This window comes from Coleofasciculus sp. E2-BRE-01 (assembly GCF_040221695.1).
GTDB lineage: Bacteria > Cyanobacteriota > Cyanobacteriia > Cyanobacteriales > Coleofasciculaceae > Coleofasciculus.
Genome location: NZ_JAVKEA010000135.1, coordinates 1 through 13,525, shown reverse-complemented (window position 1 = coordinate 13,525; position 13,525 = coordinate 1). Strand labels below are relative to the sequence as shown.

The window sequence follows — 13,525 nt, the reverse complement described above, 5'->3', positions numbered from 1 at the left end:
TGCTCCCAGACGTGCCATGGTACGTCTCTACTCTAAATAAAGTTAGACAAATTGTGATTAACACTCCTGTGCATCTGCTCCTCATTGATGAGGACCCAGATGAACGAGCCTTAATCATTCGTCAATTGCAGCAAGAGTTTTCCGCACTGCACGTCGCCCAGCCGACCAATGCTAAAGACCTAAATCAGGTACTCTTAGAGGGTCATTTCGATATCGCGATCGCGGACGATGAACTTCCTTGGACAACAGGTATAGCGGTCTTTAAGCAGGTTAAACGCCTGCAACCCACTTGTCCATTTATTATGTTCACCAGTCAAGACAGTGTAGAACTCGCTGTAATGGCAATGAAAGCGGGTATAGATGACTATATTATCAAATCGCCGTCCCATTATAAAAAATTGGTGACAGCCGTTCGTTCTGCGTTAGCGCCTAAGCTAAAGTCTAAATCTTCTCGGCTGGAAGCGACTCCACCGATCACCATTTCCCAGAACCTGCAACTGATCGCGACACTCCAAGCTAGGGTCACTCAGCAAACAACAATTGTGCGGTTTAGTCAATATGCCTTAAGGGGGATTGACATTGATGCGTTAATGAATTGTGCGGTGACTCTTTTGGCAAAAACTCTCGACGTAGACTATGCCAAAGTGCTGGAATTACTTCCTCATGGTAAAGCCTTATTGTTACGGGCGGGTGTAGGTTGGCAGGTTGGTTTAGTCGGTCAAGCTACTGTGGATACGGAAACCAATTCTCAAGCCGGCTATACTCTCCTGTCTCAAGAAGCAATCGTGGTCGAAGATTTGCGAACAGAATCGCGATTTTCGGCTCCGCCTCTATTACGGAACCATGGGGTTGTCAGTGGGATGAGTGTGATTATTCCGGGACTCTCATTGGCGAAGCCTGGGACTCTTAAACATTGGGATACGATGCCCACCTCCGATAGTCAACCCTTTGGTATTTTGGGTATTCATAGTACAGGTTCCCGCCAGTTTAGTCAAGATGACATTAACTTTTTGCAAGCGATCGCGAATATTCTCGGTGCAGCAATTGACCGTTGTCAACAAGCGGAACGATTGCGGATATTGGAGAGTGCAGTTAATGCAAGTAGCAATGGGATTTTAATTAGTGATCCTCATCAATCGGATAACCCAATTATTTTTGTCAATTCTGGGTTTGAACGACTCTCAGGTTACAGCGCTTCAGAAATACTCGGTCGTAACTGTCGTTTCTTGCATGGAGATGACTCCAATCAAGTCCAACTTGAGGAATTACGACAGGCGATTGCAACACAAAGAGAGTGTAAAGTAACCTTGCGGAACTATCGTAAAGATGGTTCTGTGTTCTGGAACGATCTCTATATCTCACCCGTGCGAAATTCCCAGGGAAAATTGACTCACTTTCTGGGAGTACAAACCGATGTCACCGCCCAAAAATTAGCCCTAGAACGACTGCGCCAACAAGCTCAACTACTGGATTTAGCCAATGATGCGATTATCGTGCGGGATCTGGAGGACAGAATTACCTACTGGAATCAGGGAGCGCAACGGTTGTATGGTTGGAGTAGTCAGGAAGTTATTGGACAAAATGCTCACCAATTGCTGCACACGATTTTTCCCCAGGCGTTAAGCGACATTCAGACTCAATTATGGCATCAAGAATATTGGCCCGGTGAGTTAATTCAAACGACACAGGATGGGACTCAAATTACCGTGGCAAGTCGTTGGACATTACAGCGAGATCATCAAGGTAACCCATTAGCTATCTTAGAAGTTAATCATAATATTAGCGCATACAAACGCACCGAGAAAGCCCTGCGTCAGAGTGAACAACGATTCCGGTTGGCGGTAAATCATAGTCCGGATATGTTGGTCATCTATGATGCTCAACGACGGTTTATTTTTGTGAATACGACCACCCTTGAACGCACAGGCAAGTCATCAACGGATTATCTGGGACACAGGGATGAAGAAATCTGGTCGCCGGAGGTTACTGATCGGTATTTACCGACACTCAAGCGGGTGATAGAAACCCGCACTCCCCAGACGGTAGAAGCCACAATTACCTTACCGAATACTAACCCCTTCACCACCGTAATTAAGTATGTGCCGATGTTGAACGAGCTAGGGCAAATTGTGCAAATCCTTGGCTTTACGTTTGACATTACTCAGCGCAAGCAGCTAGAAATTCAATTGCGACAAACGATTGACCGCCTGCAAACCTTACAAACCCTTGACCAAGCCATTCTCGCTGAACAACCGCCGCCTGCGATCGCGCAAGTGGCGTTAACAGGTTTAAAATCCCTGCTATCGTGTCGCCATCTGAGTGTCGTGGTGTTTGATTGGGACTTGTCGCAAGCCACTATCCTTGCCACTGACGGTGAGATGGAAACCCTAGCTGGAACAACAATTGACATAAAACATTTTGCCGAAGAAATTGCCCAATTAAATGACGGTAAAATTCATCAACTTAAACCGTCAGAAACGGTGAATTTATTGCGACCTATTGTCCAAGCATTGCTCTCAAGAAACGCGAACTGTTTCCAGATTCTTCCACTCAGAAGTAAGCAGGAATTAATCGGGACAATCAACCTAGACTGTCATGGAGAAAATGACGATAATGAGGAATATAGAACGATTGTCCAAGAAGTGGCAAATCAACTCGCGATCGCGATTGCTCAATCCCGATTACAACAGCAGCTTAAACGCTATACCATCGAACTCGAAGAACGGATCACTGAACGAACTCAGGAATTGCAAGCCATCAATGCGGAACTCGAAGCATTTTCCTACACCGTTTCTCACGATCTCAGAGCGCCGTTACGGGCAATGCAAGGGTTTGCTAATGCCTTAGTTGAAGACTGTGGTTCCCAATTAGATTCAATCGGTTTAGACTATACTCAACGGATTACTACGGCTGCCCAGCGTTTGGATACAATGATCCAAGATTTACTCGAATATAGTCGTTTAGGGCGTCTAGAATTTCCCCTAAAACCGATTAGTTTAGACTCCATTGTGTCAGAAGTCCTCTTCCAACTCCAAGAACTGATTAAAAACACAAATACCCAAATTAAGGTAGCCGAGAAAGGGGTAATACCTCTACCAGAGGTTTTGGGTCATCGTGCTACACTTATGCAAGTTGTATCAAATTTGATGGCTAATGCGATCAAGTTTATCCCGGAAAAAGTACAGCCTCAGATACAGGTGTGGGCAGAAGAACGAAAAGACGTTAATGGTACTACATGGATACGACTCTGGATCGAGGATAATGGAATTGGCATTGAACCGGAATACCAAGAAAAGATTTTCCTGGTATTTGAACGCTTACATGGTCGTGAACACTATCATGGTAGTGGTATTGGTTTAGCCCTTGTCCGTAAAGGTATGGAACGTCTAGGAGGGCGTTCGGGCGTTGAATCATCACTCCATCAGGGAAGCCGATTTTGGATTGAGGCGCAAAAAGTAGAGACGTGTCATGACATCTCTGTTATGGAATAGGGGCGAGTTTTACCGATCAGGTTTGGCTGTAAACAGATAAGCAACTAAACGTGTTCTCCTCAGTCTTTGAGGTTTGGAGTAAGTTTTATGGAGAAGATTATGAGTAGCAAACCTGCTGATATTTTACTCGTTGAAGATGATGATAATGACGTTTTTTTAATTCAGCGTGCATTTAAACGCCTCGATTTACCTCATTCACTGCAAGTTGTCACAAATGGAGAGGAGGCAATCAATTACCTAGACCGCAAAGCACCTTATAATAACCTAAAATCCCATCCTATTCCAACTCTTATCTTACTGGATTTAAAACTGCCTCGTAAATCCGGTTTAGAAGTTTTAGCTTGGATTCGACAGCAATCTCAGTTAAAACGTCTATTAGTTGTGGTATTAACGGCATCCAGAGAAACGCCAGACATTAATAAAGCGTATGATATGGGCGCTAATTCTTATTTAGTGAAACCTGTAAGCTTTCATGATTTTTTAGAAATGATTCGTACTCTTGACCTATATTGGTTAATGTTCAACGAAAAACCGTTAGTCTGAATTGTATTGTGAATTACTTAATTTTCAATTCCCTGTTCCCTGTTCCCTGAACAATGACAAATGACAAATGACAAATGACAATCCCGTAAGAATCCTGCTAATTGACGATAACCCCGACGATCGCATGTTAGCGCTACGCCGACTAGAGCAGGAGTTTGAACAATTACAGTCTAAAGAGATTACCGATATCAAGCAACTCCAGCAGGTATTAGCCGAGCGAAAGTTTGATATCGTCGTCACTGATTATAGCTTGCGTTGGAGCAATGGTTTAAATGTACTGCACCAAGTCAAGCAACAGTATCCAGATTGCCCTGTAGTCATGTTTACCGGAACAGGAAACGAAGAAGTTGCTGTCGAAGCGATGAAGTCAGGACTTGACGATTATATTATTAAATCCCCTCAGCATTATACTCGTCTTGCTGCTGCCGTGCGAGCAGCCTGGGAGCGCTCTAAGCAACATCAAGCCTTCAAAGAGATGCAACAGCGATATCAACAACTCTTTGAAAGCGTACCCATTGGACTTTACCGGATGACACCAACGGGTCAAATTATTGAAGCCAATCCAACCCTGTTGCAACTGTTAGGATATCCCAGTCTAAAAGCCTTGCTGGACACAAATATATCCAAGCACCTTGTTGATACCCAAGCCAATCGTTTATGGCAGAGTCAGATAGACTGCGAAGGAGTAGTCCGAAACTTGGAAATACCGATGCGTCGGTGTGATAATACCATGATTTGGGTACGCTATAATGCTCGTGCTATTCGCAATGCTCAGGGCGAAGTGATGTACTATGAGGGCGCGATTGAAGATGTCACCCAGCGCAAGCAAGCGGAAGCAGAACGGACTCAATTGCTCAAGAGTGAACAAGCCGCCCGGGCTGAAGCCGAAACCGCGAATCGCTTAAAAGATGAATTTTTAGCCACCCTATCCCATGAATTGAGAACACCCCTAAACGCAATTCTAGGATGGGCGGGACTCTTGCGAAGAAAGCAACTGAGTCAAGACAAAGTAGAGCGGGCGTTAGAAGTAATTGAACGCAATGCTAAGTCTCAAGCCCAGCTTATTGATGACTTGCTGGATGTATCGCGGATTATTCGGGGTAACTTGCGCTTAACTGTGATCCCGGTTGACTTGCAGCAGGTTATCAACGCCGCAATTGATACCTTACAACCCGCCGCAGACGCTAAAAGTATTCAGATTGACTCAGTTTTAGAACCGAGTCAGACTGTGATTAAGGGCGATAGCGATCGCTTACAACAAATTGTATGGAATCTTTTGTCTAATGCGATTAAGTTTACCCCAACTCACGGACAAGTCAAGATTTATTTGGAATGGTTAGAAAATGCGGTAAAAATTCGGGTGCAAGACACGGGTAAGGGTGTGTCTGTTGACATTGCGCCTTACATTTTTGACCGCTTTCGCCAAGCCGAAGGCTCAATAACTCGTTCCCATGGCGGATTAGGACTAGGATTGGCAATTGTGCGTCACTTAGTTGAACTGCATGGGGGAACTGTGTGGTGCGAAAGCGATGGAGACGGAAAGGGAGCTACTTTTACCGTAGAGCTACCGCTCAAATCCTGAAAACTCTTAAATCTAAAATTCATTGGTTCTACCTTAAGACATAATCAATTCCAGCTCTATTTATGTCTAGATAGGGATGGTGTTTCTTGATCAACCCCTTATTATTCTCTCAAGAGATTTGAATTTGTGAACACCACCAATGCTGGAACAATTCTTTACAACTATCAGTGAAACTAATTATGCTTCTCTGGAAAAACGTCCTCCTCTTAAGGGTGTAGTGATTGGTGCAGGTCAAGTTGGTATGGCTTGTGCGTACTCCATGGTGATTCAAAATACCTTGAATGACTTGCTGATTGTTGATAAAAATCAGGAGAAACTGAAAGGAGAAGTGATGGATTTAAACCATGGATTACCCTTCGTTGAACCAACAGGAGTACGTGCCGGAACACTAAAAGATAGTAATGATCCAGATATTGTAGTTATTACGGCTGGATCAAAACAAAAACCTGGGGAAAGTCGTTTAGATTTGGTTCATCGTAATGTTAAGATTTTCAAGGATTTAATTCCGGAAGTCGTGGAACATTGTCCGAATGCAATTTTACTAGTGGTTACTAACCCAGTAGATATTATGACTTACGTGACATTAAAGCTATCTGGATTGCCTAAAAATCGCGTATTTGGCTCAGGAACGGTGCTAGACACTGCTCGTTTTCTTTCCTTATTAGCTGATAAAATTAAACTTGATCCTCGCAGTATTCATGCTTATATTATTGGTGAGCATGGCGATAGTGAAGTTCCGGTGTGGAGTAAGGTAAATATATCGGGTATGCACTTGTTTGAGGAATACTTAGAGGATGGAAATGTAAGCAATAGTGACTATCCTAAACACATTTTTGAACAAGTTAAGAATGCGGCTTACGAAATCATCCAGCGCAAGGGAGCAACTTGCTATGCTATTGGTTTGGGTGTAACTCAGATTGTGCAGGCAGTGTTGCGCGATCAAAACCAAGTTTTGACGGTCAGCACTTTGCTAGATGGGCGCTATGATATCCACGATGTCTGTTTGAGTTCGCCTGCGGTAGTTAACCGTCAAGGTGTCACTCGGATATTAAATTTAGAACTAACCCCGGATGAAAAAAAGCAACTTAACCATTCGGCTCAGGTGCTGCATCAAACGATTGAAAGCTTAGACTTATAGGCAAACTCATCCGCTAGAAACTCAAGTTCATTTAGTGCCAGCAAATTTGCCTCGATAGATAAAAACTCATACAAAATAGCGAGCGAGACGCTCGCACTACAACAATCGATCCCTGTTCCCCGTTGCCTATCGTCACCAATTCAGCAACCCCTAATTCGCGTTTGATTGATAGATTTGGCGATATTTATCAACAACCGAGGCAATGGCTTTGACTCGTCGCAATTGATCTTTGTAGACACAATCCCATTCAGTTATGGGTAGGTTTTCTCTAGCGCAGATGCCTAAGAGTCCTGTGGCTTTGTTGGAACCTGTTTCTAAATCCAACTCGTTATTGACATTAAGGTAAAAGGATGCTGTTCTTGCCCATGCTAGGGCATCAATACCCTTTAACCCGCCTTTTTTAGCGATGGCGAGGGCTTGGGGAAAGTGGCGAGAATGGATAGGCATTGCCTGATTGTATAAATCAGCTACATTGAGTAAAGCCTCTAAATCCCGTTCTGGGTCAATACCTGCCGCATTCAAATCAACTAGATGAGTGGGTAGTCGCGATCGCGATCGCTCTAAACACAGTTGTTCGGCTAAGGTAATATCTCCCTTACTGCGTCCTTGATCACTACAGGGTCCATAATTCGTGACTACATCCCCCCAGGATAAGTTACCCGGATCAGTATGTCCAAAGTAGAACCGGGTTTGCTGAACATAGAGATTGCCATTTTCAATAAACAGGCGATAATTCCCCTCGGCTACCCCAATAGCCACCATTCCTAAAGAGGTTGGTGCCGCAAACAGAGGCTGATAGGTGCTGAGGCTTTGCTTGAGATCGAATGGACGCGAAAGAACCGGAAGAGATTTCTGGGATACCTCCGAGGCGGGAGGGGATTTGGGTAAAGTTAGCAAGGGTAACGGTTGCGGGGGTAACGTTACAGCTTGAGTCTTACCCGGTGCGATCGCGGCTTCTGAGTTCAGGTGACGAGTATTGGGTTCCAAGAGGAAGGTTCGCCCTAATATACCAAAGAATAAGGCAGATCCAGCAGCGGTTCCTACTAATCCTAGCCCTGCGACGCGAGATAACCAGATCCAATCAAACATGGATAAGCAAGTAAGAGATGAATAAGCATTCGATTCCACATTCTAGCGTTTCGTTCCGTCGTGATGGGGAGCTGGGGAAGCTGGGGGAGCAGAGGGAGCTGGGGAAGCTGGGGGAGCAAAGGACAAATGACAAATGACAAATGACCATACAATCTGTAGCGATTTAGACATTTATCTTTGTTTAATCCTATGCTTTTAATAAGTGAATACTGATGATTGAGGGAAAAATTTTCTGTCTAAAGCACTATTGGGCAATACCTCTCACCATATATCATTGATGGGTTAAGTTTGATATAGCGGTTTTGAGCCAACGGTCTAGGATTAGGTTCAAAGCTTTTTTGAAACACGTCTACTCATGCAAACAGGAGAAAATCTACTGATGCAGCAGCTTACAGTCAGTCAAGAGCTAGATTTCAACAGTGAAACGTACAAGGACGCCTATAGCCGCATCAACGCGATCGTGATCGAAGGGGAACAAGAAGCTCATCAGAACTACATCCAACTGGCTGAACTGCTACCCGACCAAAAGGATGAGCTAACCAGCCTAGCAAAGATGGAAAACCGCCATAAGAAGGGGTTTCAAGCCTGTGGTCGTAACTTGAGTGTCACAGCGGATATGGAGTTTGCCAAGGAGTATTTCAGCGATTTACACCAAAACTTCCAAACCGCCGCCGCCTCAGGGAATATCGTCACCTGCTTGCTGATCCAATCGTTGATTATTGAATGTTTCGCGATCGCTGCTTACAACATTTACATTCCCGTCGCTGATCCATTTGCCCGAAAAATCACCGAAGGTGTGGTCAAAGACGAGTACACCCACCTGAATTTTGGCGAAGAGTGGCTCAAGGAGAACTTTGAAGCCTCGAAAACCGAACTCGAACAAGCCAATAAGCAAAACTTGCCCCTAGTTTGGCGGATGCTCAACCAAGTTGAGAAGGATGCTCATATCCTGGGAATGGAAAAAGATGCTCTCGTCGAAGACTTCATGATCGCCTACGGTGAAGCCCTCAGCAACATCGGCTTTACCACCCGTGACATCATGCGGATGTCCGCCTACGGATTGACAGCAGCCTAGCTCCACCTAGATGTAATCGTCGAATGTAGAGACGCGCCATGGCGCGTCTCTACACCTCAGTCAGGGCGGGTTTAGTCACATCCGGGTGAGGCAAGAAACGATAGTAGTGAAACCCGCCCCTACAAACATCACGCGCCATGCCCTCAAGCAAAGCGAAGGGTCAAAACTTAAACCATCACCCCCATCTTCCCTATCTTCCTGATAATATTTTTAAATGTCCTTAACAAATTCTTAGCCTAATTTCCCATTTTCCCCTGATTAACAGCCTTACCAGCGAGCAGTAAATGTTTGGTCTTATCGGTCACCTCACCAGTTTGCAACACGCCCAAGCCGTCGCCAGAGATCTAGGCTACCCAGAATATGCTGACCAAGGGTTAGATTTTTGGTGCAGCGCCCCTCCCCAAATCGTGGACACCATTAAGGTGACTAGCCTAACCGGGGAGACGATAGAAGGACGGTATGTGGAATCGTGTTTTTTGCCAGAGATGCTAGCCACGCGCCGCATCAAAGCCGCTATCCGTAAAGTTCTCAATGCGATGGCTCATGCCCAAAAAAACGGTATTGACATTACCGCATTAGGTGGCTTTTCGTCAATTATTTTTGAAGAATTCCACTTATATGAGAAAAGCCAGGTTCGCAATATCAAGTTAGAGTTTGAGCGCTTCACCACAGGTAACACCCACACAGCATACATCCTGTGCGCCCAAGTCGAACAAGGGGCGCAAAAGCTAGGGATTGACCTGTCAAAAGCTACTGTGGCGGTTTGTGGGGCAACCGGCGATATTGGTAGTGCCGTTTGTCGTTGGCTCAATACCCGCACCGATGTCGCCGAGATTCTCTTAACCGCCCGTAACCAGGAACGATTGCAAGCCTTACAAGATCAATTAGGGCGCGGCAAGATCATGGGATTGGAGGAGGCGCTACCCCAAGCGGATATTATTGTCTGGGTAGCGAGTATGTCCAAGGGCATTGACATTGATGCCTCGGTGTTAAAGAAGCCCTGTCTGCTGATTGATGGGGGGTATCCCAAGAATTTAGCCACTAAGTTACAACATCCCGACATTTATGTTCTCAATGGAGGCATTGTTGAGCATTCATTGGATATCGACTGGAAAATTATGCAAATCGTGGAAATGAAAGATCCAGGGCGTCAGCTATTTGCCTGCTTCGCCGAGTCGATGCTCTTAGAATTTGAAAAATGGTATACCAACTTTTCCTGGGGACGGAATCAGATTACGGTAGAAAAGATGGACAAAATTGGACAGGTGTCAATTAAACATGGATTTAGACCGCTGCTGAACGTTTAAGGGATAAAACGACTGACCCATGACCACTGCAAACCGGATTTTTCTGCTGGACTTTGAGAAGCCCCTGTATGAATTAGAGACCCGAATTAACCAAATTCGCGAACTCGCCCAGGAAAACAATGTCGATGTCTCTGACCAAATTCGCCAGTTAGAAGCACGGGCGGTACAACTACGTCAAGAAATTTTTAGTAGTTTATCGCCAGCCCAACGGCTTCAGTTAGCCCGTCATCCCCGGCGTCCGAGTACGCTGGATTATATTCAGGCGATTAGTGATGAATGGATGGAATTACACGGCGATCGCGGCGGCTATGATGATCCAGCATTAGTCGGTGGGATTGGGCGCTTAGGGGGACGTCCGGTGGTGATGTTAGGGCATCAAAAGGGACGGGATACCAAAGATAATGTGGCGCGGAACTTTGGCATGGCGTCGCCCGGTGGTTACCGTAAGGCGATGCGGCTGATGGACCATGCGAATCGCTTCGGGATGCCGATTTTAACGTTTATTGATACACCGGGGGCTTGGGCTGGTGTTGATGCGGAAAAATTAGGTCAAGGGGAAGCGATCGCCTATAATCTGCGGGAAATGTTTCGCCTGGATGTGCCAATTATCTGTACGGTGATTGGCGAAGGCGGATCGGGTGGTGCTTTGGGGATTGGCGTAGGCGATCGCATTCTCATGCTAGAACAAGCCGTTTATACGGTGGCTACTCCCGAAGCCTGTGCCGCGATTCTCTGGAAAGATGCGGCAAAAGCCCCCCAAGCTGCCACTGCGCTGCGGATAACCGCCTGGGATCTCAAAGATTTAGGAATTTTGGATCAATTAGTGCCTGAACCCTTAGGCAGCGCTCATTCTGACCCCTTAACTGCTGCCGCAACCCTTAAAGCTGCCCTCCTGCAAAATCTGGAAGATTTATCTCGGTTGAGTCCCAAGGAACGTCGGGAGTTACGCTATCAGAAGTTTCGCCATATTGGGGTTTTTACTGAGCTAAATGCCTGAAGACGGTTTGAGCGCTACAATAATTAAGGGGAATTTGGCATCTAACTTAAGTAAGAAGGATAAGGGCTGAATTATCCTTCCGACTTCTGCCCTTTTGTCAATGGAACCCAGATAGTCGTATAATTAGATCTGTAACAATTCTTCACAACTTAGCGTCAGGACGTTAATCCATCGACAAGTCAACCCTAGTTTGATCCAAATCTAAACCTAGCCATTCGGGATTAACCGTCAAACTTTCTGGTTTAGTGTCTGTGGGACAAAGAAACTCGGAGAACGTTTGTTGTGTTCGATATTGTCTATCGGCGGCTGTCGTTGAATCAAATACTTAGATTCCAATCATTAGCCGCTTACCATAGCGGTTGGCGATCGCATGAGGTATACCATTGTCTTCCCTAGTCACCCTTCCATCGGGGATAAATGTTCAGTCAAACAGAGGAAAACTGGTGTATCTAGGTTTTTTAGTGAGAATGTAGCCGCAAGAAATGATTCGCTGTCACTTAATTCAATTGTTTGTCGGCGGACTCTTTGTTCCCGTTAGATCCAGTTAGATCCATAATCCATATAAGTTAACTGGGGAACCCTTACCGCATCCAAGTTGGAAAATTTTATGACATCTTCGGTTAAAAAACGTGCCTTGATTACTGGCGCAAGTAGTGGTATTGGCAAAGCTACGGCTTTAGCCTTTGCCAAAGCCGGAATTGATCTGGCATTAGTCAGCCGTTCCCAAGACAAATTAGAGGCAGTAGCCACCGCCGCCCGAGACGCTGGCGTCAATGCTCAATCCTATCACCTGGATCTGAGTCAACTCGATCAGGTTAAAACCAAGATCGAAGCGATCGCGGTTGAATTTGCCTCCCTGGATATTTTGGTCAACAATGCGGGTATGGGCTATACCGGAACGCTGACGGAAACCCCTTTAGCGGACTGGCAGCAGGTAATGGATCTCAATCTTACCAGCGTATGGCAATGCATTCTTGGTGTTTTACCCACCATGCGTCAGCAGCAACACGGCACAATTATTAACGTGGCATCCATTGCGGGTCAACAACCCTTTCCCGGTTGGGGTGCTTATAGCGTCAGCAAAGCCGGGTTGATTGCCCTATCCAAAACCCTAGCGGCTGAAGAACGCGACAATGGTATTCGGGTGGTGACGGTATGTCCAGGGGCAGTGAATACGCCAATCTGGGATACAGACACCGTAAAAGCCGACTTGAATCGGTCAGCCATGTTAACCCCCGAAATTGTTGCCCAATCTCTTTTGCACGTCGCCTTAATCCCCCAAGCGGCTGTTATCGATTCCCTGACTCTAATGCCCAGTGCCGGAACTCTCTAGAACGACACTATCCGACTCTCCCATCCAACCTTGTCAAGATTATCAATACTACCCAATTATGACTATTGCTTCCTCCAATGGTTTGAATCGCTCTGACTCTATGACACCTGTGACTCCTAACCCGTCCACCCCTCAAGTAGAAACCCGACCCGATCGCAATACCCAGAATGGTCAAGAACCTAAGTTAAAGATTCCTGGGGAAGCCTCAACCGAAGACATGATGGACGCGGTGCGGACGCTACTTTTAGGCGTTGGCGAAGATCCAGAACGTGAGGGATTACTGAAAACCCCAAAACGAGTCGCGGAAGCCATGCGCTTCTTGACGGGTGGCTACAATCAGTCCCTAGAAGAATTAGTAAATGGGGCGATTTTTGATGAAGGTCACAATGAAATGGTGTTAGTGCGGGATATTAACTTTTTTAGCCTGTGTGAACACCACATGTTGCCATTTATGGGACGGGCGCATGTTGCTTATATTCCTAATGAGAAAGTTGTGGGACTAAGTAAGTTAGCGCGTGTTGTGGAAATGTATGCACGGCGGCTACAAGTTCAGGAACGCCTAACCCGTCAGATTGCCGAAGCCATTCAAACCATTTTAGAACCCCAAGGAGTGGCTGTAGTCATGGAAGCCACTCACATGTGTATGGTGATGCGGGGGGTACAGAAACCCGGTTCCTGGACAGTAACCAGCGCCATGGTGGGTGTGTTCCAAGAGGAACAGAAAACTCGTGAAGAGTTTCTCAATTTGATTCGCCATCAACCGAGTTTTATGTAGTTCAGGGTTGAGGGTTTAAAGTCCCCCTGATCCCCCTTCCGTCCCCCTTCAAAAGGGCTACAGTGTACACACAAGTCTTGTCCGTTAGCATTTAAGGTTGTTCAGCCCCCTAAATCCCCCAATTCTGGGGGACTTTGAACTTCCTGCTCCCCCCAAATTTGGGGGGTTGGGGGGGCTAAATGCAGTATGAGTGAG

10 protein-coding genes are annotated in these 13,525 nt (G+C 45.9%); 9 read left to right on the top strand and 1 reads right to left on the bottom strand.

What is annotated here, in order from left to right:
- Positions 1-53 precede the first annotated feature (53 nt).
- From RIG66_RS16125 to RIG66_RS16110, 4 genes are all read left to right on the top strand, one after another.
- Positions 54-3,491, top strand: coding sequence for a PAS domain S-box protein (locus RIG66_RS16125; RefSeq protein ID WP_446379703.1), 3,438 nt, complete (start codon positions 54-56; stop codon positions 3,489-3,491).
- A 99-nt stretch (positions 3,492-3,590) separates the two neighbouring features.
- Positions 3,591-4,034: a response regulator gene (locus RIG66_RS16120; protein WP_446341889.1), complete on the top strand. Its 444-nt coding sequence runs from the start codon at positions 3,591-3,593 to the stop codon at positions 4,032-4,034.
- A 67-nt stretch (positions 4,035-4,101) separates the two neighbouring features.
- Entirely contained in the window at positions 4,102-5,616 is a 1,515-nt protein-coding gene (locus RIG66_RS16115; protein WP_446379701.1) for an ATP-binding protein, read from the top strand.
- Between the two features lie 139 nt (positions 5,617-5,755).
- Complete coding sequence (locus tag RIG66_RS16110; protein ID WP_446379699.1) at positions 5,756-6,754, top strand: L-lactate dehydrogenase; 999 nt, start codon at positions 5,756-5,758, stop codon at positions 6,752-6,754.
- A gap of 150 nt (positions 6,755-6,904) precedes the next feature.
- Here RIG66_RS16110 and RIG66_RS16105 read toward each other — a convergent pair whose 3' ends face one another.
- Positions 6,905-7,843: a hypothetical protein gene (locus tag RIG66_RS16105; RefSeq protein WP_446379697.1), complete on the bottom strand. Its 939-nt coding sequence runs from the start codon at positions 7,841-7,843 to the stop codon at positions 6,905-6,907.
- A gap of 379 nt (positions 7,844-8,222) precedes the next feature.
- Between RIG66_RS16105 and RIG66_RS16100 the strand changes: the two genes are divergently transcribed.
- From RIG66_RS16100 to folE, 5 genes are all read left to right on the top strand, one after another.
- A complete protein-coding gene (locus tag RIG66_RS16100; RefSeq protein ID WP_446379695.1) occupies positions 8,223-8,918 on the top strand; it encodes an aldehyde oxygenase (deformylating) in 696 nt (231 codons plus the stop codon).
- Between the two features lie 284 nt (positions 8,919-9,202).
- Entirely contained in the window at positions 9,203-10,225 is a 1,023-nt protein-coding gene (locus RIG66_RS16095; protein WP_446379693.1) for a long-chain acyl-[acyl-carrier-protein] reductase, read from the top strand.
- 19 nt (positions 10,226-10,244) lie between these two features.
- On the top strand, positions 10,245-11,222 hold the full coding sequence (gene accA, locus RIG66_RS16090) for an acetyl-CoA carboxylase carboxyl transferase subunit alpha (protein WP_446379691.1): 978 nt from the start codon (positions 10,245-10,247) through the stop codon (positions 11,220-11,222).
- Positions 11,223-11,829: 607 nt separating this feature from the next.
- Complete coding sequence (locus RIG66_RS16085) at positions 11,830-12,555, top strand: SDR family oxidoreductase (protein WP_446379689.1); 726 nt, start codon at positions 11,830-11,832, stop codon at positions 12,553-12,555.
- Between the two features lie 58 nt (positions 12,556-12,613).
- Positions 12,614-13,330 carry a GTP cyclohydrolase I FolE gene (folE, locus tag RIG66_RS16080; protein WP_446379687.1) on the top strand — a complete coding sequence of 239 codons (717 nt, stop codon included), beginning with the start codon at positions 12,614-12,616 and terminating at the stop codon, positions 13,328-13,330.
- Positions 13,331-13,525 lie beyond the last annotated feature (195 nt).